A 21,757-nucleotide genomic window follows, 5' to 3' on the forward strand; every position below is an offset into this window, starting at 1 on the left:
GAATCAGCTCGCAGAACGGTCCTTGGCCTGCGCCCGCATCGCACGGGAGACGCCGTCGCGGCCCTCGATCAGCAGCCGGTGCAGCGCCGGCGGCGGGTCCTGCTCCTCGAGGTAGGCGGTGGTGAGGTCCACCGTGCGCTGGTCGGTGACCAGGAACGGGTAGGCGACCTCGGCGAACGTGCTGGACATGTCACTGGACCACGACGTCCAGACCCGGCCGATCTCGGCGAAGTACTTTTCGACGTAGGGCACCAGGAGCTCGGTGTCGTCCACGTCGACCAGCCCGCCGAGGGTGGCGCGGAACACGGCGTTCGGCAGGTCGCCGGCGATGACGCGGTCCCACGCGGCGGCCTTGGCCTCCGCCGTCGGCACCGCCGCGCGGTCGCCCGCGGCGTGGCGCTCGCCCGCCGCGGTCGGGTCGCGCCGCAGCTCGGCGTCGATCTCCTCCTCGCCGGCGGCACCGCGCAGGACGAGGCGGCGCAGCAGACCCCAGCGCATGTCCGTGTCGATGACCAGACCGTCGAGGGAGACCGAGCCGTCCAGCAGCCCGCGGACGTAGTCCACGTGCTCCGGCGAGGCCGCCACCGACACGAACGCCTGGGCGTAGGTGAGCTGCCAGTCCGAGCCCGCCTCGGCCTCGGTCATCAGGTCGTGCATCGCGTCGGCGAGCAGCTTGAAGCCGGTCTCGCGCCATGCCGGATCGGCGTACTGCCGCGTGGCCGTCCGCGCCTGCCGCAGCAGCGACTGGGCCACCGACACGTCGGTGACGCCGCGGATGCCCGACAGCACGAGGCGTACGTAGTCGCGCGCGGCCACCTCGGCGTCGCGGCACATGTCCCACGCGGCGGACCAGCACAGCGCGCGGGGGAGTCCCTCGCCGATGTCGCCGATGCCGTCGATGAGGGTGGCGAACGAGTGGTCGTCGAGCCGGATCTTGGCGTAGGTGAGGTCGTCGTCGTTGACCAGCACCAGGTCGGGACGTGCCTCGCCGAGCAGGTCCGGCACCTCCGTACGGGCGCCGACGACGTCCAGCTCGACCCGCTTGCGCCGGACGATCCCCGCGTCGGTGCGGTCGTACAGGCCGATCGCGACGCGGTGCGAGCGCAGGGTCGGGTGTTCCTGCGGAGCCTCCTGCAGCACCGCGAACGACGTGAAGGTCCCATCGTCGCCGACCTCGTACGAGGGGCGCAGCGTGTTGACGCCGGCGGTCTCCAGCCACTCCTTCGACCAGGACGTCAGGTCCCGGCCGGAGGTCTCCTCCAGCGCGTCCAGCAGGTCCGACAGCGAGGTGTTGCCCCACGCGTGCCGGTCGAAGTAGCTGCGCACGCCGCTGATGAAGTTGTCGCGCCCGACGTAGGCGACGAGCTGCTTCAGGACGCTCGCGCCCTTGGCGTAGGTGATGCCGTCGAAGTTGACCTCGACCGCGCGGATGTCAGGAATGTCGGCGGAGATCGGGTGTGTCGACGGAAGCTGGTCCTGGCGGTACGCCCAGGTCTTCCACAGGTTCGCGAACGTCGTCCAGGCGCCGGTCCACTGGGTGGCCTCGGCCTCGCACATCACGCTCATGAACGTGGCGAACGACTCGTTCAGCCACAGGTCGTCCCACCAGCGCATGGTGACGAGGTCGCCGAACCACATGTGCGCCATCTCGTGCAGGATCGTCTCGGCGCGGCGCTCGTACGCGGCGTCGGTGACGCGGGACCGGAAGACGTAGTCCTCCAGGAACGTCACGCAGCCGGCGTTCTCCATCGCGCCCGCGTTGAACTCCGGCACGAAGAGCTGGTCGTACTTGTCGAACGGGTACGGCCGGGCGAAGGTCTTGCGGAAGAAGTCGAAGCCCTGCTTGGTGACCTCGAAGATCGCGTCCGCGTCGAAGTACTCGGCGAGGCTGGCGCGGCAGTAGGCGCCCAGCGGGATCGTCTGGTCCCCCTGGCGGTACTCGTCGCGTACGACGTGGTACGGCCCGGCCACCAGTGCGGTGATGTAAGTCGAGATGCCGGGCGTGGCCGGAAAGTGCCAGCGCCCGTCCTCGGATCGGTCCGCGGCGTTGTTGGTGATGATCTGCCAGTCGGCCGGCGCGGTCACGCTCAGCTCGAAGCGCGCCTTGAGGTCGGGCTGGTCGAAGCAGGTGTACATCCGGTGCGCGTCACACGTCTCGAACTGCGTGTACAGGTAGACCTGCTTGTCGACCGGGTCGACGAACCGGTGCAGTCCCTCGCCGGTACGGGAGTAGGTCGCGTCCGCGACCACGCGCAGTTCGTTGGTGGCGGTCAGTCGCGGAAGCGGGATACGGCCCTTGTCCGCGTCGTAGGAGCTCGCGTCGAGGCTCTGGCCGTTGAGGGTGACCTCGCGGACCTTCGCCCCGTGCAGATCCACGAACGTCGAGCTACCGGGCTCCGCACAGCCGAACCTGATCGTGGTGTCCGAGACGAACGTCTCCGGTCCCGTCGTCAGGTCGAGATCGACGTTGTACGACTCGACGGTGAGCAGCCGGGCGCGGTCGCGCGCCTCTTCCCGCGTCAGGTTGCCAGCCAAGTGAACTCCTCGCCTCGAACGCATAAATGCGACGTCATTGTCCGTCCCACCGTAAGGCCCGCTGGTGGGCGCAGGGAACGGCACGCTGCCCCACATCTAACCTGCCAGGAGGGGATCTTGGTCCAAACTCTCAGCAAACCCTAAGGTTGGAATGCCTCGGAGGATACGCGGGTTGCGCGAGAGAGAAACACCCCGAATCTCTTTGGAGGATGCGGTGGCCGTCGCCGAACGCACGCCCGTGGATTTCTGGTTCGACCCCCGATGCCCGTGGGCCTGGATCACCTCACGGTGGATTCTCGAGGTGGAGAAGCTCCGCCCGATCGAGGTCCGCTGGCACGTCATGAGCCTCTCGGTGCTCAATGAGGGCCGGGACCTGTCGGAGCACTACCAAAAGTCCATGGCCGAGGCATGGGGTCCGGTGCGCGTCTGCATCGCGGCACAGGAGAAGTACGGGACGCAGGTGCTCGGCAGCCTCTACACCGAGCTCGGCACACGCTTCCACAACGAGCAGGTGCCGCTGAGCCGAGAGGCGGTCGAGGACGCCCTGGAGGCGGCCGGGCTGGACCGAGCGCTCGCGGACGCGGCCGACACCGACCAGTACGACACGGCGCTGCGCGCCTCGCACAAAGACGGCATGGACCGGGTCGGCTACGAGGTCGGCACGCCGGTGATCTCGGTGGAGGGCGCGTCGTTCTTCGGCCCGGTCATCTCCCCGATCCCGCGCGGCGAGGCCGCCGCGAAGCTGTGGGACGGCGTACGCCTGGTCGCCGGGACGGACGGCTTCTTCGAGCTCAAGCGCAGCCGTACCCGCAAGCCGATCTTCGACTGATGGCCCGGGAGGCGGCCCTGACGGGGGAGGGCCGCCCTCGGCTCCTCAGCAGCCTTCGGAGTCGCGCAGGGCGGCCGACCAGCGCTGCTCGATGCGGCCGAACTTCCACACGGCCAGCGCGCCGACCCACATGACCAGCAGCACGCCGGTGATGACGAACCCGGCGGTGTTCAGGTCCAGGCCGGCGACCCAGTCCCAGAAGGTCCCGTGCAGGCCGAACCGGTCCTGGGCGACCTGCAGCAGCTCGGTTCCGCCGATGACGAAGGCGAACGCCACCGAGACACCGGTCAGCACGATGTTGTAGAAGATCTTGCGCACGGGGTTGGAGAACGCCCAGCCGTACGCGAAGTTCATGAACGTGCCGTCGATGGTGTCCCACAGCGACATGCCGGCGGCGAAGATGATCGGCAGGCAGAGCACGGCGTACCAGGGCAGGGAGCTCGCGCTCGCCGCCGAGCCCGCGAGCGCGAGCAGGGCCACCTCGGTCGCGGTGTCGAAGCCGAGCCCGAACAGGAAGCCCAGCGGGTACATCTGCCACGGCTTGGTGATCGCCCGGGTGAAGCGGCCGAGCAGGCGGTTCATGAAACCGCGGTTGTTGAGCTGCTCCTCCAGCGCGGCCTCGTCGTAGACGCCGCTGCGCATCTCGCGGAAGACCTTGAGGATGCCGAGCAGGATCACCAGGTTGATGATGGCGATGACGCCGAGGAAGGTGCCCGAGACGGTCGGGCCGATCGTGCCGGTGATCGTGTGCAGGCCCGAGTGGTCATCGGAGATGCCGTTGGACAGCGCCTTGATGCCGAGGCCGAGCAGCACGCACGCGGTGAAGACCACCGAGGAGTGCCCGAGCGAGAACCAGAAGCCGACCGAGAGTGGCCGCTGACCGTCGGACATGAGCTTGCGGGTGGTGTTGTCGATCGCCGCGAGGTGGTCGGCGTCGAACGCGTGCCGCATGCCGAGCGTGTACGCGGTCAGGGCGATCCCGACGCCGAACAGCTTTCCGTCGCCCAGGTGATAGTGGCCGGGAATGATGAGGAACAGCAGGAGTCCCCACCCGACCGCGTGCAGGAGCGCCACGAAACCGGTCATGCCGGCCAGCCGTCCCCATTCGGCCTGGCCGAGGCGTGTGCCGGAGCGTGGTCCTGGGTCTCCTGTGGCGGGAGCATCACGTCTGGGGGACATGACGCCATCTAATCTTTGTTGCAAGTAGTTCGCAACAGCTACCTGCGCGCCACCTGAGGCCCGGATGTTCATTCACCTGTGTGGGTGGTCCACGTACGCTCGCCGGGGAAGGATGAGCACATGCGCGATGTGATTTATGTGGGCGGTGCCTGGGCGGACTCCTCGACCTCGGAGACCATCGACGTGGTCAACCCGGCGACCGAGGAGGTCATCGACCGGGTTCCCGCCGGCACGGCGGCCGACGTCGACCGTGCCGTGGCCGCCGCACGCCGGGCGCAGCCCGGGTGGGAGGCGACCCCTCCGGCCGAGCGGGCCGCTCACCTGAGAGCGGTCCTCGACGGCCTGAAGGCGCGGCAGGAGGACCTCGCGACCCTCATCGCCACCGACCTCGGCGCGCCGTACCAGCTCGCCCTGAAGGTGCACGTCGGCACGCCGATCGCGGTACTGAGCGGCATCCTCAACGTCCTGGAGACCTACGACTTCGCCGGACGGCCATGCGGTAACTCGCTCGTCGTCCGTGAGCCGGTGGGCGTGGTCGGCGCGATCACGCCGTGGAACTACCCGCTGCACCAGGTCGTCGCCAAGGTCGCGCCGGCGCTCGCCGCCGGGTGCACCGTCGTGCTGAAGCCGAGCGAGGTCGCGCCGCTCGCGGCGTACGCGCTCGCCGACATCATCGACGAGGCGGGGCTGCCGGCCGGCGTGTTCAACCTCGTGTCGGGGCTCGGCCCGCTCGTCGGCGAGGCGATCGCCTCGCACGAGGGAGTCGACATGGTGTCGTTCACCGGGTCCACACGCGCCGGCAAGCGCGTCGCCGAGCTCGCCGCGCGGTCGGTCAAGCGGGTCGCGCTGGAGCTCGGCGGCAAGTCGCCCAACCTCATCCTGCCCGACGCCGAGCTGCCGGTCGCGGTCAAGGTCGGCGTCGCCAAGGCGTACGTCAACTCCGGGCAGACCTGCAACGCCCTCACCCGGATGCTCGTGCACAGCGCGGACTACGAGGAGGCGGTGGAGCTCGCCGTCAAGGCGGCCGAGCGCTACACGCCGGGCGACCCGTTCGCCGAGGAGAGCCGGCTCGGCCCGCTCGCCTCCCGCGCCCAGCTCGACCGCGTACGCGGCTATGTCGACCGCGGCGTCGAGGAGGGCGCGCGGCTCGTCACCGGCGGCGTCGAGACCACCCTGAGCCGCGGCTACTACGTCCTGCCGACCGTCTTCGCCGACGTCACGCCCTCCATGACCATCGCCCGCGAGGAGATCTTCGGGCCGGTCCTGGTGATCCTCGCGTACGAGGACGAGGACGAGGCCGTGCGCATCGCCAACGACACGCCGTACGGCCTGGCCGCCGGAGTCTGGGCGGGCGACCGGGACCACGCGGTCGCGGTCGGGCGGCGGCTGAAGGCCGGCCAGATCGAGATCAACGGCGGCCGGTTCAACCCGGTCGCGCCGTTCGGCGGCTTCAAGCAGTCGGGGATCGGCCGCGAGCTGGGCCTCCACGGGCTGGAGGAGTTCCTCGAGATCAAGTCGTTGCAGCTCTGACCCACCGGTGTGTCGCACCGGCCACACCTGACAGACTTTGCGCCATGCACGTCTATCTCGGTTCCGACCACGCGGGGTACGAGCTCAAGCAGCACCTGGTCGAGTGGCTCGCCGCGCACGGCCACGAGGCGATCGATTGCGGCCCGCCCGCCTATGACGCCGACGACGACTACCCGCCGTACGTCATGCAGGCCGCGGCCAGGACGGTGGCCGACCCCGGCTCGCTGGGCATCGTCATCGGCGGCTCCGGCAACGGCGAGGCCATCGCGGCCAACAAGGTCCCCGGCGTACGCGCGGCGCTGGCCTGGAACGAGCAGACCGCCCGGCTGGGCCGGGAGCACAACGACGCCAACGTGATCAGCGTCGGCGCCCGCATGCACACCGCCGACGAGGCGACGCGTTTCGTCGAGATCTTCCTCGGCACGCCGTTCTCGGGCGTCGAACGTCACTCACGGCGCATCGCGATGCTCACCGCGTACGAGGAGACCGGGCTGCTTCCCGAACCCCCCGCCTGACGTCTCAGGCCTTCGCGGCGCGGCGTTTGGCGAGCCGGCGCTTCTCACCGCGGCGGCCACGGGTGGGCGCGGGCGCGGCCTGCGGAGCGGGCGGCGCCTCCTCGACGGGCGGCGGCGCCTCGTCCTGCGGCCGGATGCGGGAGATATCGCGGGCCCGCATCGCCGCGTCGACCGTGACGCGCATCCCCTGCCCCATCGTGTGCCTCCATCGATAGCGGTGTGTCTCTGATCTCCCCGAGGCGGCCGGGCCGAAACCCGGGCATCACGGACGGCGCCTCGGCTGCTTGCCGGGCTTCGGCCGGATTCGGCCACTAGATTTCGGCCGGTCTTGATTTGTGTAGGGTGTGCCGCCTTCCAGCGCGGACGGCTCGATGCTCGATACAGTGCCCGCATCATGCTTACCCGTCTAGTGCACCTGCTGCCGCCGAGAGTCCGCGTGTTCCTGCGCCGGATTCCGCTGCTCGTGTGGCTCTACCGGTGGGCTAGGCGGGGACATGTCACCCGCGACCGCAACACTCTGGTCGGCCTGATCATCCTGACCGCGGTGCTCGCCATCTCCGCGCCGGCGTCCCAGACGTGGTTCTCTCCGAGCGCGGTCGTCCTCACCGTCCTCGCGGGCGGCCTGATGCTGCGCGTCCGCAGTCTCGGCATCCTCCTGTGCGTGGTCGCCGCGGCACTGACGTACGACGCGGTCTCCCTCGGTTTCCGCAAGGTCGGTCTCGGCGTGATCGCCACGATCGCCGTCACGGCGATACTGGCGATCGTGCTGGCCCGCAGCCGCCAGCAGATCGGCGTCACCGGACTGCGCGGCGAGCAGATGCTGCTCGAGCTTCGCGACCGCCTCCGCCGGCACGGCGCGATGCCGGCCCTGCCCAAGGGCTGGGACGGCAAGATCGTGCTGCTGCAGGCGGGCGGTTCCTCGTTCGGCGGCGACTTCGTCGTGTCCCACAGCGACGGCAAGACGCTCGAGGTGGCGCTGGTCGACGTGTCCGGAAAGGGAGTCGACGCGGGCACACGCGCGCTGATGCTGTCCGGGGCGTTCGGCGGCCTGCTCGGCTCGGTCGAGCCCGACCGCTTCCTGCCGGCGTGCAACGACTACCTGCACCGTCAGCGCTGGGACGAGGGCTTCGTCACCGCCGTGCACCTGGTCATCGACCTGACGACGGGGGAGTACATCGTCGAGTCGGCGGGCCACCCTCCCGCCGTGCAGTTCGACGCGGGCAGCGGCACCTGGCAGGTCAGCTCCGCCAAGGGCATCGTGCTCGGCGTCGTGCCACAGATGAGCACCGAACCCGAGCGAGGCACCCTCCGCCGCGGCGACGCGCTGATGCTCTACACCGACGGCCTGGTCGAGGCGCCGGGCCGCGACCTCGACGCCGGCATCGACCGCCTGGTCGGCGAGGCCGAGCGCCTGATCCCCAACGGCTTCAGCGAGGGAGCCGAAGAACTCGTCGCCGAGATGGCCGCGAGCCGCGACGACGACTGCGCGCTGGTCCTCATCTGGCGCAAGTGAGCCATCGGCTCGTGTCGGCCGGGCGCATGCATCGCATTCCTGGCAGGCTGATGTCATGAGTACTGTCAAGTTGCGGCCGGTCGACGAGGATCTCCTGCCGCGGCTACTCGACGTAGCCGCCTCCGGCGCGGATCCCCTCGAAGTCATGCCTCCCGTACCGGGCCCACCCGGCTGGACCCCCGAACGCCGCGCCGCCTTCACCGACTACTACCGGTCCGGGGCCGGCAGCCCGTACGCGATCGTGGCCGGAGACGAGATCGTGGGAGCGACCCGCCTGACCCCGGCCGAGGCCCCGGGCGCGGCCGAGATCGGCATCTGGCTGGCACGCTCGGCACGCGGCGAGGGCCACAGCGTCGAGGCCCTGCACCTGCTGATCGAGGAGGCCCGCGCGAAGGGCACGACCGCCCTGATCGCCGAGACGAACACCGCCAACCCGGCCGCCCTCAGCGCCCTGCGCACCTTGGGCGCCAAACTCTGGGAGGACCCGGAGTCGGGAGCCGTCCACGCCACTCTCCGCGTCGGCGACTCGGTCCGGCACGGCACGCGTCACTGACCGCGCGCCGATCCGGCTCGCGCGGGTGCCCGCGGAAGTCAACTGAAAGCTCAAGGCCCAGGTCCCGGAAACGCCGGCCGACCTGGGCCTTCGTCGTGGGGCGCGGGTGACCGTGTTGACGCGGGGGGTGGGTGATGTGATCCTTCAGCCCCAAGGCTGTGGCTGGAGTCTGTTTTGTGCCGTGCTTTCCGTACGGAAGGCACGACGTATTGCAGGTTCTCCAGCGACAGGTACCGGTACCCGAAGGATGGTTTTGTCGTGCCTGTTGCTCTGGCCGCTGTGATCGTGGCCTCTTCCTGGATCGTGCTCGGACTGGTCGCGTTGCTCAGGGCGCGCCCCGAAGACATCCCGACCATCGTCCGAGCACTCGCGATGGGTGCGCCGACGCAAGCGCACCGACCGTACGCGGACCGGTCCCCCTTGTCCGATCAGCTCCCTGTCACCGTCCCAGACGGCCGGGAAGCCCCTGTCCCGCAACCCGAGGCCGCTGCCGGGTCGTAACGGCCCGAGCGATGGCCCGTGCGCCCCGCCTGAGGGGAGTGGGGATGCGGCTGCCCGCGTCATCAGAGACCACCCGGGAACGTCCCAAGGGACACGCGGGGGGCACCGAAGCGAAGATAGACCGGTTGAAAGCGCGAAGGCCCAGGTCCCGGAATCCCGGTCGACCTGGGCCTTTGGTGCTTGGGGAGCGGGCGACGGGAATCGAACCCGCGTAGCCAGTTTGGAAGACTGGGGCTCTACCATTGAGCTACGCCCGCGAGCTGCTGAGCCGCCGGCCATCGGCCGCGACCTCAGTACGCCACCCGCGTAGCGTACCGGTTCCCAGGACTTCGGCGCGCACCACACGTACCGGAGACGGCGGCATGAGCGGGTGCTTGCCGAGGCGGGTTCAGGCGATGAACACGATGGGCCCATAATGTGGCCCTCGCCCGGCGTGAGCCGGGCTACACTCAACTCGTTCACGGGCTGTAGCGCAGTTTGGTAGCGCACCGCGTTTGGGTCGCGGGGGCCGCCGGTTCAAATCCGGCCAGCCCGACGTGGCGGCGAATGCTGTTCGCCGCCGGGGGCGGCTCGCTCGGGCCCGCTATTTTTCCCGGGGGGACGACCCCCCGGAGCCCCCCGGGTTCGCTCGCCTTCGGCTTCGCTCACACCCCCGGGGCTTCTCGTCTCGCCTTCGGCCTCGGCCTCGGCCCCGGCTTCGCTCGCCTTCGGCTTCGCTCACTCTCTCGGGCCTTCACGTCGCCTTCGGCTTTGGCTCCGGTATGGCTCGCCTTCGGCTTTGCTCACGCTCATGGGCCTTGTCACCTCGCCTTTGGCTTCGGTCTCCTGGTCGCTTGGCTTGCCTTCGGCGTCGCTCACGCTCCCGGGGCTTCTCGTCTCGCCTTCGGCCTCGGCCCCGGCTTCGCTCGCCTTCGGCTTCGCTCACTCTCTCGGGCCTTCACGTCGCCTTCGGCTTTGGCTCCGGTATGGCTCGCCTTCGGCTTTGCTCACGCTCATGGGCCTTGTCACCTCGCCTTTGGCTTGCCTTCGGCGTCGCTCACGCTTCCGGGGCCTCTCGTTTCGCCTTTGGCTTCGGTCCTCTGCTTGCCTCGCCTTCGGCGTCGCTTACGCTCCCGGACGTTCGCGTCCCGCCTTCAGCTTCAGCTTTCTGCCGTGTCGGCAGGGTTTTGGTCTTGTCTTCCTGGCTGGCTTGGCACGCGCCTACGGCTAACCGTTGACGGCTAGCGGTCAACCGCCGAGTGCCAAGCATCGGTGCCGACCTCCGAACCGCCAACCTCGGCACTCACCCGCGAAGTCCGAACACCTACCGCAACCGATCCCAACTCCGCCCCTCAACCCCAAACACTGTCCCCAACACCGCCTTCACCCCAAGCCCCCAACTCCAACCTTCACCTGCTAAGCCCGACCCCAACCGCCGACCCCCAACCGCCGACCCCAACCGCCGACCCCAACCGCCGACCCCAACCGCCGACCCCAACCGCCGACCCCAACCGCCGACCCCAACCGCCGACCCCAACCGCCGACCCCAACCGCCGACCCCAACCGCCGACCCCAACCGCCGACCCCAACCGCCGACCCCAACCGCCGACCCCAACCGCCGACCCCAACCGCCGACCCCAACCCAACCGCCGACCCCAACCGCCGACCCCAACCGCCGACCCCAACCGCCGACCCCAACCGCCGACCCCAACCGCCGACCCCAACCGCCGACCCCAACCGCCGACCCCAACCGCCGACCCCAACCGCCGACCCCAACCGCCGACCCCAACCGCCGACCCCAACCGCCGACCCCAACCGCCGACCCCAACCGCCAAGCCGCGACCCCAACCCAACCGCCAAGCGCCGACCGCCCCCAACCCCTGGCCCCGACCGCGTCTGCCGACCCTCAACCACCCCCCGGCCCGCGACCGCGAACTCCCGGCCCTCGTCCACCGAGGCCAACCCCAGTCCTCAACACCGATCACAACCTCACCCCGAGCTGCCGACCCCGGCTCCCGACCGCGAACCCCGATCCGCCAAGGCCAACCCCCAACCTCGGTCCCTACCGCCCACACCAACCGGACCCCTCAACCGCCGGCCTCAGCCCAACCGCCACCCGCCGCCCCCAATAGCGGTCCAACGGCCCTGAACACCGACCCGAGGGCCCCCAGCGCCACCCCAAAACGCCGACCCCGCCGTCAGCCCCATGCCCAACCGCGGCCCCCACCGCCGCAGCCGAGCCCGACCCCCACCGCCACGCAACCCCCAAGCGCGACGCCAACCGACCCCCACCGGCCACGCAACCCCCCAGCGCGACGCCAACCGTAGGCGCGCGCTAAAGCCCCGGCGTCCATGCTCCGTAGGGTGTTCGGTGGGTGATTATTCCGGGGCCTTGGGGAGGCTGCGGCCGGAGATTAGTTCGGGGGTTATGGCGATGTAGTGGACGGGTTCTCCCTCGTTCCACGGCTTTAGGGGGAGAGATCGCATTCGGTCGAGTTCGCCGTCTTCGGCTATCACGCGTGCGTGGCCGATGACCACTACGGCCCAGCCCGTGGCGAGTGCGTGGTCGAACTTGTCTATCTCGAACGCCACTACCGCGTTGCGGGTCGCCGCGGCGAGCTTTGAGCCGGCCGCCGTCAGGATCACGACCTCGCCGTCGGCCAGCACGAAGTTGACCGGCTGGATGGCGGGCAGGGCGCGGTCGGTGAAGACGATCCGGCCGAGGGCGACGGTCCCGAGCAGCTCACGGCACTCCTGCTCGGTCAGTATTTTCAGACCTTCCGTGTCATACAAGGGGTCACGCCTTCAACCTGTCTCTAGCGTGCGAGGTTCGGGGCCCGGAGCGGGTACCGGGACGGTGGGATTTGCGAGCGGTCCTGCTTTGACGCTAACGAGCATCGCCCCGATGACGGTGGCCCGAATATCCCTGGATTCAGGGACCAAGGTCCCGGGTTCCTGGCCGGCGTGATCGCCGTCGGCGATACTCGGCCGCGTGGAACTCGAGGAGGAGCGCCGTCAGGTCGCCGATCACTGCCGGAGGATGCGGGCGGACGGCCTGGTCGTGGGCACCTCGGGGAACATCTCGGTACGGTCCGGGGAGCTCATCGCGGTCAGCCCCAGCGGGCTCGACTACGACGCGCTCACGCCGGAGCGGGTCGGCGTCCACCGGCTCGACGGCACCCCGGTCGACGCGCCCCTCCGGCCGACCACCGAACTCCCCATGCACCTGGCCGTCTACGCCCGTACGGACGCCCGCGCGATCGTGCACACCCACTCGACGTCCGCCACCGTGCTGTCCACCCTGGTGGCCGAGGTCCCGCCGATCCACTACCTGATCGCGATGTTCGGCGGGCCGGTGCGCGTGGCCCCGTACGCGACGTACGGCACCGAAGAGCTGGCGGCCGAGATGATCGCGGCGCTCCAGGGCCGTACCGCGTGCCTGCTCGGCAACCACGGCGCGGTCACGTACGCCGCCACCCTCGCCGGTGCCTACTCCCAGGCGGTCCACCTGGAGTGGATCTGCGAGGTGTACCTGCGGGCGAGCGCCGGAGGCGAGCCGCGGCTGCTGCCGCCGGAGGAGATCGAGCGTGTCCGGCGGAAGCTCACCACGTACGGCCCAGGGGCGAACGCCGCGAACTAGGTCCAAATGGGGCTGGAAAATCCAAGCCGTCATGGACGCCGGACCGGCCCGGGGGTCTCCGGCGGGGTGCGCTTTCGCAATACTTGGTGCCGCATTGCCGCCCCAACTGTCCGCGGGCGCGCCGGAACACCATAGACTTGGCGCGCGAAGGCGCGGTGACGCACTTTGACGTGCCCGCGTCCCGGCTGAAAAACGCAGCCGCCCACGACATCCAACGTGAAATCCGTGCCGCGGCCGGATCAAGGAGACCGCCCAAGTGAAGACCGATGTGGAGGAGCTGAGCCCGACTCGGGTCAAGCTCACCGTCGAGGTTCCTTTCGACGAGCTGAAGCCCAACCTCGACAAGGCGTACAAGGAGCTCTCGCAGCAGGTGCGCCTGAAGGGATTCCGCCCCGGCAAGGTGCCTGCCCGCCTGATCGACCAGTACGTCGGCCGCGGCACGGTCCTGCAGGAGGCGGTCAACGACGCGCTCCCCGGCCTCTACGGCCGCGCCGTCGAGGAGACCGAGCTGTTCGCGCTCGGCCAGCCCGATGTCGAGATCACCGAGCTCGAGGACAACGAGCAGTTCGCCTTCACCGCCGAGGTCGACATCCGGCCGAAGTTCGAGGTGCCCGAGTACGACGGCCTCGAGATCACCGTCGACTCGGTCGAGGTGACCGACGAGGAGATCGAGGAGACCCTTTCCAACCTCCGCGAGCGGTTCGCGACGCTGACCAACGCCGACCGTCCGGCCGAGGAGGGCGACTTCGCCTCGATCGACCTGGCCGCGACGGTCGACGGTGAGGACGTCGATGACGCCCGCACCAGCGGCTACTCCTACGAGGTCGGCAGCCGTTCGTCGGTCGAGGGTCTCGACGACCAGATCGTCGGCATGAACGCCGGCGACTCCAAGACCTTCACGACGACGCTGGTCGGCGGCGACCACGAGGGTCAGGACGCCGAGGTCACCGTCACGGTGCACAGCGTGAAGATCAAGGAGCTGCCCGAGCTCGACGACGAGTTCGCCCAGCTCGGCAGCGAGTTCGACACGATCGAGGAGCTGCGGGCCGACATCCGCAAGCGCCTCGAGGACCAGAAGCTCCACCAGCAGCTCGGCCAGGCGCGCGACAAGGCGCTCGAGGCGCTGATGGAAAAGCTCGACATCCCGCTGCCCGACAGCGTGATCGACAGCGAGGTCCAGCGCCGTAACGAGCAGCTCGACCAGCAGCTCCAGATGTACGGCATGAGCCGCGACAAGTACCTCGAGGAGGAGAAGAAGTCCGCCGAGGAGTACGACAAGGAGATCGCGGAGGGTGCGCGTGACGCGGTCAAGGGCGGCTTCATCCTCGACCAGCTCGCCCTTCAGGAGGAGCTGACGGTCGAGAACGAGGAGCTGACCGAGTACGTCGTGCGCAACGCCATGCAGATGGGCGTGCAGCCGGACGTTCTGGCCCAGCACCTGACCGAGAACAACCAGATCCCGGCGATCGTGTCCGAGGTTCTGCGTTCCAAGGCTCTCAACCTCGTCGTGGAGCACGTCAAGGCCACTGACGACAAGGGCACTGACGTCGACATCGCGGCCATGCTGCGGCACGAGGCCGGCGGGGACGAAGACGGCGGGGACTCGGAGGCCGCGGAGACGCCCGAGGCCGAAGAGGACAAGGCCGACGCCTGATCCGAGCGAAGACCTGGCGGGCCGGCGCGTGACGCGCCGGCCCGTTCGCGTCTCCGGAGATCGTGAGCGTCCGGGCGAGCTTCCACGCCCACAGCGAACATGCGACCCTGGCGGCCAAAGCCCTCGCCGCAGCGCGTTAATGTCGCAAGCAACCGACCACGAACCACGACTCCGGAGCAGGTGACCCAGTGACCACGCCTCCGACCTTCGACCCGCCGGCGCCCATTCAGGCGCGTACGGCCGAGGCGCCCCTACTGCCGTTGGGCGACCAGCTCTACCAGCGCCTGCTGCGTGAGCGGATCGTCTTCCTCGGGCAGCAGGTCGATGACGACATTTCCAACCGCATCTGTTCTGAGCTGCTGCTGCTCGCGGCCGAGGACTCCCGGCGGGACATCTACCTTTACGTCAACTCGCCCGGCGGCTCTGTGACCGCCGGTATGGCGATCTACGACATGATGCAGTACGTCCCCAACGACGTCGCCACGGTGGGCATGGGCCTGGCCGCCTCGATGGGGCAGTTCCTGCTCTGCGCCGGCACGGCGGGCAAGCGCTACGCCCTGCCGCACGCGCGCATCATGATGCACCAGCCGTCCGGCGGCATCGGCGGCACGGCTTCCGACATCAAGATCCTTGCCGAGCAGATGCTGTACGTGAAGCAGACGCTCGCCGAGCGCATCTCCTTCCACACCGGTCAGACGATCGAGCAGGTCCAGGCCGACTCCGACCGTGACCGCTGGTTCACGGCCGACGAAGCCAAGGACTACGGCTTCATCGATCACGTCGTGCACAACGCCACTCAGGTCGCCTCCGAGGGCGCGGTGTCATGACCTTTGACGCGAGGGGACTGAACCCAATGAGTCACCAGATCACGGCCGGCGTCCAGCCCGTGGAGAGCCGCTACATCATTCCGTCGTTCGTCGAGCGCACCACGTACGGGGTCAAGGAGATGAACCCGTACAACAAGCTCTTCGAGGAGCGGATCATCTTCCTCGGGGTGCAGATCGACGACGCGTCCGCCAACGACGTGATGGCCCAGCTCTTCACGCTGGAGTCGATCGACCCCGAGCGTGACATCAGCATCTACATCAACTCGCCCGGCGGCTCCTACACCGCCATGACGGCGATCTACGACACGATGCAGTTCGTGCGCTGCGACATCCAGACGGTCTGCATCGGCCAGGCGGCCTCGGCCGCGGCGGTCATCCTGTCGGCCGGCACGGCCGGCAAGCGCGCGGCTCTGCCGCACTCGCGGATCTTGATCCACCAGCCGGCCACCGAAGGCGGCTATGGTCAGGCCAGCGACATCGAGATCCAGGCGAACGAGATCCTCCGTATCCGCGCGGAGATGGAAACGATCCTGTCGCGGCACAGCGGCCAGGATGTTGAGAAGGTCCGCCGGGACATCGAGAGAGACAGATTCCTGACGGCGGAGGAGGCGAAGACTTACGGTCTCATCGACGACATCATCGAGAGCCGCAAGAAGCGCGCTTCCGAGGTAGTGTCGTCATAAGCGGCCCTTGGGTGACCCTCGGGTGTCCGTCAGATTGACTACACCGGAGGGCTCACTCACCGCCCGCCAGGCGGTAACGTCGAGACAACGTCGAGAGCCTCAGCTCGCTCCCTCGCCCCGCTCCTCGCGGGTGAGCGGCCCCACGAAAAGGAGACAGGGTGGCACGCATCGGCGACGGTGGTGACTTGCTCAAGTGCTCGTTCTGTGGAAAGAGCCAGAAGCAGGTCAAGAAGCTCATCGCGGGTCCGGGCGTGTATATCTGCGACGAGTGCATTGATCTCTGCAACGAGATCATCGAAGAAGAGCTCTCCGAGTCATCCGACCTCAAGTGGGACAACCTGCCAAAACCGCGCGAGATCTATGAGTTTCTCGACTCGTACGTGATCGGGCAGGACAAGGCCAAAAAGGCCCTGTCCGTGGCGGTCTACAACCACTACAAGCGGATCCAGTCGGGCAGTGGCGGCGGCAACGGCGGCAGGGACGAGGGCGTCGAGCTCGCCAAGTCCAACATCCTGCTGCTCGGCCCCACCGGCTCCGGCAAGACGCTCCTCGCGCAGACGCTCGCCAAATTGCTCAACGTCCCGTTCGCGATCGCCGACGCGACCGCCCTCACCGAGGCCGGCTATGTCGGCGAGGACGTCGAGAACATCCTGCTGAAGCTGATCCAGGCCGCTGACTATGACGTCAAGAAGGCCGAGACCGGCATCATCTACATCGACGAGGTCGACAAGGTCGCCCGCAAGAGCGAAAACCCGTCGATCACGCGTGATGTGTCCGGTGAGGGCGTTCAGCAGGCGCTGCTGAAGATCCTGGAGGGCACGACCGCGAGCGTTCCGCCGCAGGGCGGCCGCAAGCATCCCCACCAGGAGTTCATCCAGATCGACACCACCAACGTGCTGTTCATCTGCGGTGGGGCGTTCGCCGGTCTGGAAAAGATCGTCGAGCAACGCGTCGGCAAGCAGGGCATCGGCTTCAACGCGGTCCTGCGCACCAAGGACGACGAGGGCGACATCGCCGACCGGTTCGCCGATGTCATGCCGGAGGACCTCCTGAAGTTCGGCATGATCCCGGAGTTCGTCGGACGGCTGCCGGTCATCACGAGCGTGCACAACCTCGACCGTGAGGCGCTGATCAGCATCCTCACCGAGCCGCGCAACGCTCTGGTGAAGCAGTACCACCGGCTGTTCGAGCTCGACGGAGTCGACCTGGAGTTCACCGAGGACGCCCTCGAGGCGATCGCGGACCAGGCGATCCTGCGGGGCACCGGTGCCCGCGGGCTGCGCGCCATCATGGAAGAAGTCCTGCTCTCGGTGATGTACGAGGTGCCGAGCCGCGCCGACGTCGCCCGTGTGGTGATCACTCGCGAGGCGGTCCTCGAGCACGTCAACCCGACACTCGTACCCCGGGAGCGCACCAAGCGGGAGCCGCGCGAGAAGTCGGCCTGATCAGGCCTTCTTCTCCATGTCGTCGCGCATCGACAGGAGCAGTCCTGCCGTTTGCGCGGCGTCGCCCCCATCAGTGGTGATGACACCGAGCGTGGCCTCGTCCGCCCATCCGCAGGTCGCGAGCGTCGCCTGACCGGTGCTCAGCCGGTCCAGGCACATGACCGTGCCCTTGAGGCGACCGGCCGGGTATCCGGCCGGCACGCGGCCGGTCGATCCCGTACTCTCCGCGAGCCCGCTGAGAAACTCCCTCAGCCGCGCGGCCGGTGCGTCGATGTGCCCAGAGGACCCGATGAACAGCACGGTCGTGCTGCCCTCGGCCGCCTGGTGGTAGACGGCGGTCAGCGGGTTCGGCATGCCGGCCGCCCGCAGCTGCTCCCGCTGCCGTGACGTCAGCTGCTGAGTGCCGGGGGAGTCGTCCCGCCGCAGACCGCCGGCCTGTGCGGGCGCGTTCAGGACGTGCGTGGGCGCCGCCATGATCGAGATCAGTACGACCGCCGCGGCGGTCAACGATCCCAGGCCCAGGGCGGCGCTGATCCCCGCGCCGGCCCACATTCCGCGCGGTGACTCCGCCGGAGGGACGGTGTGCGGGTCCGGAGCCGACTCTCCCGCCTGCGTACGCCGGACGGCGTTCACGACGAACCCGAAGGCGAGCGCCAGCATGGCGATGCCGACGAGGAGGATCGCGAGGGCCAGGAGCACCTTCACGCGCGATACCTCCTGCCAGTCGCGGTGTGTCTCATCTTGAGATTCCGTTCGCCCGGTCGCTGTCCGTCACATTGTCCTCCGGATCGCCGCGTCGACCCAGTAGCGCGACCGGCCTGGTCGTGTCGCGGCCCCGTCCTACCGGCTCGCGTCGCGGGACCCGGCATTCTGCCGTAGTTCCCCGGATGTGCGGGGCGAGACCACGGTTCCCGCGGAACCTCCGTAAACTCCTCGCGTGACTTCGCGCGATGATCTGCCGACTCAGTACACCCCGGCCGACGTCGAGGGACGGCTCTACCAACGCTGGATCGACGACGGCCACTTCACGCCGGCCGCCGTACCCGGCGCGCCCTCGTACTCGATCGTCATCCCGCCGCCGAACGTAACCGGCTCCCTGCACGTCGGCCACGCACTGGACCACTCGATCCAGGACGCGCTCGTACGCCGGCAGCGCATGCGCGGCGTCGAGACGCTCTGGCTGCCCGGGATGGACCACGCGGGCATCGCCACGCAGAACGTCGTCGAGCGCGAGCTGGCTCGGGAGGGCCTGTCCCGGCACGACCTCGGCCGCGACGCGTTCGTCAAGAAGGTCTGGGAGTGGAAGGCCGACTCCGGCGGCAAGATCCTCGGCCAGATGCGCCGCCTCGGCGACAGCGTCGACTGGAGCCGCGAGCGCTTCACGATGGACTCGGGCCTGTCCCGCGCCGTGCTGACGATCTTCAAGCGGCTCTACGACGACGGCCTCATCTACCGTGCCGAACGCATCATCAACTGGTGCCCCCGCTGCCTGACGGCGCTGTCCGACATCGAGGTCGAGCACTCCGAGGACGACGGCGAGCTGGTCTCGATCCGCTACGGCTCCGGCGACGACTCGATCATCGTGGCCACGACCCGCGCGGAGACGATGCTCGGCGACACCGCCGTCGCCGTACACCCGGACGACTCTCGCTACGCCCATCTCGTCGGGCGGGAGATCGAACTGCCGCTGACCGGCCGGCACATCCCGATCGTCGCGGACGAGCACGTCGACCCGGCGTTCGGCACCGGCGCCGTCAAGGTGACCCCGGCTCACGACCCGAACGACTTCGAGATCGGGCAGCGGCACGATCTGGCGGCGCTGACGATCATGGACGAGCGCGGCGTCATCACCGCGCACGGGCCGTTCCAGGGCCTGGACCGCCTGGAGGCACGGCCCGCGGTCGTCGACGCGCTGCGCGAAGAGGGCCGCATCGTCGCCGAGAAACGCCCGTACGTCCACGCGGTGGGTCACTGCTCCCGCTGCAAGACGGTGGTCGAGCCGCGCGTCTCGCTGCAGTGGTTCGTCCGCGTCGAGCCGCTCGCCCGCGCCGCCGGCGACGCCGTACGCGACGGCCGCGTCCGCATCGTGCCCCAGGAGATGGCGCCCCGCTACTTCGAGTGGGTCGACAACATGCACGACTGGTGCATCAGCCGGCAGCTGTGGTGGGGCCACCGCATCCCGGTCTGGTACGGCCCGGACGGCTCGATGACGTGTGTGGGTCCAGGCGAGGAGGCGCCCGAAGGCTGGACGCAGGACACCGACGTACTCGACACGTGGTTCTCCTCGGCGCTGTGGCCGTTCTCGACACTGGGCTGGCCGGAGGACACACCCGAGCTACGCGCGTTCTATCCGACGTCCGTGCTGGTCACCGGCTACGACATCCTGTTCTTCTGGGTCGCCCGGATGATGATGTTCGGCCTGTACGCGATGGACGGTGTCGAACCCTTCAAGGTGATCGCGCTGCACGGCATGGTGCGCGACCAGTACGGCAAGAAGATGTCGAAGTCGTTCGGCAACGTCGTCGACCCGCTGGAGTGGATCGAACGCTACGGGGCCGACGCGACGCGCTTCACCCTGCTGCGCGGCGCGAACCCCGGTGGCGACGTGGCGGTCAGCGAGGAGTGGGCGCAGGGTTCGCGCAACTTCTGCAACAAGCTGTGGAACGCCACCCGTTTCGCCCTGCTGAACGGCGCGACGATCCGCTCGCTGCCCGCCTCGCCGTCGGTGGCGGACCGATGGATCCTGTCCCGCCTGTCGTCGGTCATCGCCGAGGTGGACGCCCACTTCGAGAACTTCGAGTTCGCGAAGGCGTGCGAGACGCTCTACCACTTCGCCTGGGACGAGTTCTGCGACTGGTACGTCGAACTCTCCAAGGTCCCGGGCATGAGCGCCGACGCCCCCGCCGTGCTGGGCCATGTCCTCGACGTACTCTTCCGCCTGCTGCACCCGCTGACACCGTTCGTCAGCGAGGAGCTCTGGACGGCACTGACCGGAGGCTCGTCGATCGTCACCGCCGAGTGGCCCTCGCCGGGTGACTTCTCCGACCCGTCGGCGGAGGCGGAGATCGCCGGCCTGATGCGCCTGGTCACGGAGGTACGCCGGTTCCGTGCGGACCAGGGCCTGAAGCCGGGCCAGAAGGTCGCCGCGTCTCTGGAGGGCCTCGACCCGCTGCACGAGGAGGCGGCTCGCACCCTGCTGCGCCTGACCCTGCCGGGCGAGGACTTCACCCCGACCGCGTCGCTGCCGGTGGACGGGGTGACCGTACGCCTGGACACGGCCGGAGCGATCGACGTGGCCGCCGAACGCGCCCGCCTGGAGAAGGACCTCGCTGCGGCCCGCAAGGAGATCGGCCAGGCGGAGGGCAAACTGGGCAACGAGCAGTTCATGGCCAAGGCACCGGAACCGGTGGTCACCAAGACCCGCGCCCGCCTGGCCCAGGCCCAAAGCGATGCCGTGAGCCTGGAGGGCCGCCTGGCCGCCCTGCCGGTCGCGTAGCCAGGCCCTCGCCGCTGCGTTCAGGTGTCACCTGAGGCAAGCACGCACGAAGACGTGGCCCAGGCCGAACGGCCGGGCCACGTCGGTTGTGGGCCACGTCGGTTGTGGGCCACGTCGGTTGTGGGCCACGTCGGTTGTGGGCCACGTCGGTTGTGGGCCACGTCGGTTGTGGGCCACGTCGGTTGTGGGCCACGTCGGTTGTGGGCCACGTCGGTTGTGGGCCACGTCGGTTGTGGGCCACGTCGGTTGTGGGCCACGTCGGTTGTGGGCCACGTCGGTTGTGGGCCACGTCGGTTGTGGGCCACGTCGGTTGTGGGCCACGTCGGTTGTGGGCCACGTCGGTTGTGGGCCACGTCGGTTGTGGGCCACGTCGGTTGTGGGCCACGTCGGTTGTGGGCCACGTCGGTTGTGGGCCACGTCGGTTGTGGGCCACGTCGGTTGTGGGCCACGTCGGTTGTGGGCCACGCTTCCACTTTGTCGGTGGGGGACCGCTTGAAGTCGTCGGCGGCGGGGCGGATGACTCTGGCGCCGTGTGTGCCAGTGGGCCGGACCGCGAGTCCTCACCGACACTGATCCACGAGGAATCGCTGACACGCGTAACCTTGTGCACTTGTGGGGGTGGTTCTCATCGGCCGGAGCAATGATCAGAGCCACCCTCACACCCGACCGAGTCCCTGAACGCCGGGACTGTGCCGGCGCACGGTCGGACACCGCGCCATCGGACCGGGCGCACGTGAGATGCGCAGCCGGTAGGTAGACCCGATGCGAACGCGCTTCGTACGACGTCGGCGGGGTCCGGCTCCATCCTCGGCTCGCCGCACCACGGGTTTCGCCCGCCTTCGTCCCTCCCGCTATGCAGCACAAGACGCCGCCCACGC

16 protein-coding genes and 2 tRNA genes are annotated in these 21,757 nt (G+C 68.9%); 12 read left to right on the top strand and 6 right to left on the bottom strand.

Going from position 1 to position 21,757, the window contains the following annotated elements:
• Window positions 1–3: 3 nt before the first annotated feature.
• Window positions 4–2,535 (bottom strand): aminopeptidase N, encoded by a 2,532-nt coding sequence (pepN, locus tag FB559_RS25575; protein ID WP_141958355.1) that lies wholly within the window; start codon window positions 2,533–2,535, stop codon window positions 4–6.
• Between the two features lie 214 nt (window positions 2,536–2,749).
• On the opposite strand from pepN, the gene FB559_RS25580 reads away from it, so the two are divergent.
• Entirely contained in the window at window positions 2,750–3,364 is a 615-nt protein-coding gene (locus FB559_RS25580; protein WP_246122043.1) for a mycothiol-dependent nitroreductase Rv2466c family protein, read from the top strand.
• Window positions 3,365–3,409: 45 nt separating this feature from the next.
• Here FB559_RS25580 and nicT read toward each other — a convergent pair whose 3' ends face one another.
• Window positions 3,410–4,543, bottom strand: a complete 1,134-nt coding sequence (gene nicT, locus FB559_RS25585) for a Nickel transporter NicT (protein ID WP_141958359.1) — start codon at window positions 4,541–4,543, stop codon at window positions 3,410–3,412.
• A 120-nt stretch (window positions 4,544–4,663) separates the two neighbouring features.
• Here nicT and FB559_RS25590 point away from each other — a divergent pair, with 120 nt between their 5' ends.
• Both FB559_RS25590 and FB559_RS25595 read left to right on the top strand, forming a co-directional pair.
• Window positions 4,664–6,073, top strand: a complete 1,410-nt coding sequence (locus tag FB559_RS25590; protein ID WP_141958361.1) for an aldehyde dehydrogenase family protein — start codon at window positions 4,664–4,666, stop codon at window positions 6,071–6,073.
• A gap of 44 nt (window positions 6,074–6,117) precedes the next feature.
• The gene (locus FB559_RS25595) at window positions 6,118–6,588 is read left to right on the top strand and encodes a ribose-5-phosphate isomerase (RefSeq protein ID WP_141958363.1); all 471 of its coding nucleotides are present in this window, start codon (window positions 6,118–6,120) and stop codon (window positions 6,586–6,588) included.
• 4 nt (window positions 6,589–6,592) lie between these two features.
• Here the strand turns inward: FB559_RS25595 and FB559_RS25600 are convergent, their stop codons facing one another.
• A complete protein-coding gene (locus FB559_RS25600; protein ID WP_141958365.1) occupies window positions 6,593–6,784 on the bottom strand; it encodes a hypothetical protein in 192 nt (63 codons plus the stop codon).
• A gap of 198 nt (window positions 6,785–6,982) precedes the next feature.
• Here FB559_RS25600 and FB559_RS25605 point away from each other — a divergent pair, with 198 nt between their 5' ends.
• Together FB559_RS25605 and FB559_RS25610 are read left to right on the top strand one after the other, a co-directional pair.
• The gene (locus FB559_RS25605) at window positions 6,983–8,101 is read left to right on the top strand and encodes a PP2C family protein-serine/threonine phosphatase (protein WP_141958368.1); all 1,119 of its coding nucleotides are present in this window, start codon (window positions 6,983–6,985) and stop codon (window positions 8,099–8,101) included.
• A gap of 55 nt (window positions 8,102–8,156) precedes the next feature.
• Window positions 8,157–8,654 carry a GNAT family N-acetyltransferase gene (locus FB559_RS25610; protein WP_141958370.1) on the top strand — a complete coding sequence of 166 codons (498 nt, stop codon included), beginning with the start codon at window positions 8,157–8,159 and terminating at the stop codon, window positions 8,652–8,654.
• A gap of 687 nt (window positions 8,655–9,341) precedes the next feature.
• Here the strand turns inward: FB559_RS25610 and FB559_RS25615 are convergent.
• Window positions 9,342–9,412: transfer RNA gene (locus FB559_RS25615), tRNA-Gly, on the bottom strand.
• 204 nt (window positions 9,413–9,616) lie between these two features.
• Between FB559_RS25615 and FB559_RS25620 the strand changes: the two genes are divergently transcribed.
• A tRNA-Pro gene (locus FB559_RS25620) sits at window positions 9,617–9,690 on the top strand.
• Between the two features lie 1,823 nt (window positions 9,691–11,513).
• Here the strand turns inward: FB559_RS25620 and FB559_RS25625 are convergent.
• Window positions 11,514–11,927 (bottom strand): pyridoxamine 5'-phosphate oxidase family protein, encoded by a 414-nt coding sequence (locus tag FB559_RS25625; protein ID WP_141958372.1) that lies wholly within the window; start codon window positions 11,925–11,927, stop codon window positions 11,514–11,516.
• A gap of 199 nt (window positions 11,928–12,126) precedes the next feature.
• Here FB559_RS25625 and FB559_RS25630 point away from each other — a divergent pair, with 199 nt between their 5' ends.
• The 5 genes from FB559_RS25630 (at window position 12,127) to clpX (ending at window position 17,383) form a co-directional block, all read left to right on the top strand.
• A complete protein-coding gene (locus tag FB559_RS25630; RefSeq protein WP_141958374.1) occupies window positions 12,127–12,774 on the top strand; it encodes a class II aldolase/adducin family protein in 648 nt (215 codons plus the stop codon).
• A 256-nt stretch (window positions 12,775–13,030) separates the two neighbouring features.
• On the top strand, window positions 13,031–14,428 hold the full coding sequence (gene tig, locus FB559_RS25635) for a trigger factor (protein WP_141958376.1): 1,398 nt from the start codon (window positions 13,031–13,033) through the stop codon (window positions 14,426–14,428).
• 188 nt (window positions 14,429–14,616) lie between these two features.
• Complete coding sequence (locus FB559_RS25640; RefSeq protein WP_141958378.1) at window positions 14,617–15,255, top strand: ATP-dependent Clp protease proteolytic subunit; 639 nt, start codon at window positions 14,617–14,619, stop codon at window positions 15,253–15,255.
• A 26-nt stretch (window positions 15,256–15,281) separates the two neighbouring features.
• Window positions 15,282–15,938: an ATP-dependent Clp protease proteolytic subunit gene (locus FB559_RS25645; RefSeq protein WP_141958380.1), complete on the top strand. Its 657-nt coding sequence runs from the start codon at window positions 15,282–15,284 to the stop codon at window positions 15,936–15,938.
• A 158-nt stretch (window positions 15,939–16,096) separates the two neighbouring features.
• Complete coding sequence (gene clpX, locus FB559_RS25650; protein WP_141958382.1) at window positions 16,097–17,383, top strand: ATP-dependent Clp protease ATP-binding subunit ClpX; 1,287 nt, start codon at window positions 16,097–16,099, stop codon at window positions 17,381–17,383.
• On the opposite strand, the gene FB559_RS25655 is transcribed toward clpX, so the two are convergent.
• A complete protein-coding gene (locus tag FB559_RS25655) occupies window positions 17,384–18,088 on the bottom strand; it encodes a transcriptional regulator (RefSeq protein ID WP_141958384.1) in 705 nt (234 codons plus the stop codon).
• Between the two features lie 232 nt (window positions 18,089–18,320).
• Here FB559_RS25655 and FB559_RS25660 point away from each other — a divergent pair, with 232 nt between their 5' ends.
• Entirely contained in the window at window positions 18,321–20,879 is a 2,559-nt protein-coding gene (locus FB559_RS25660) for a valine--tRNA ligase (protein ID WP_141958386.1), read from the top strand.
• The last annotated feature ends 878 nt before the right edge of the window (window positions 20,880–21,757 follow it).

Source organism: Actinoallomurus bryophytorum (assembly GCF_006716425.1).
Classification (GTDB): Bacteria; Actinomycetota; Actinomycetes; order Streptosporangiales; family Streptosporangiaceae; genus Actinoallomurus; species Actinoallomurus bryophytorum.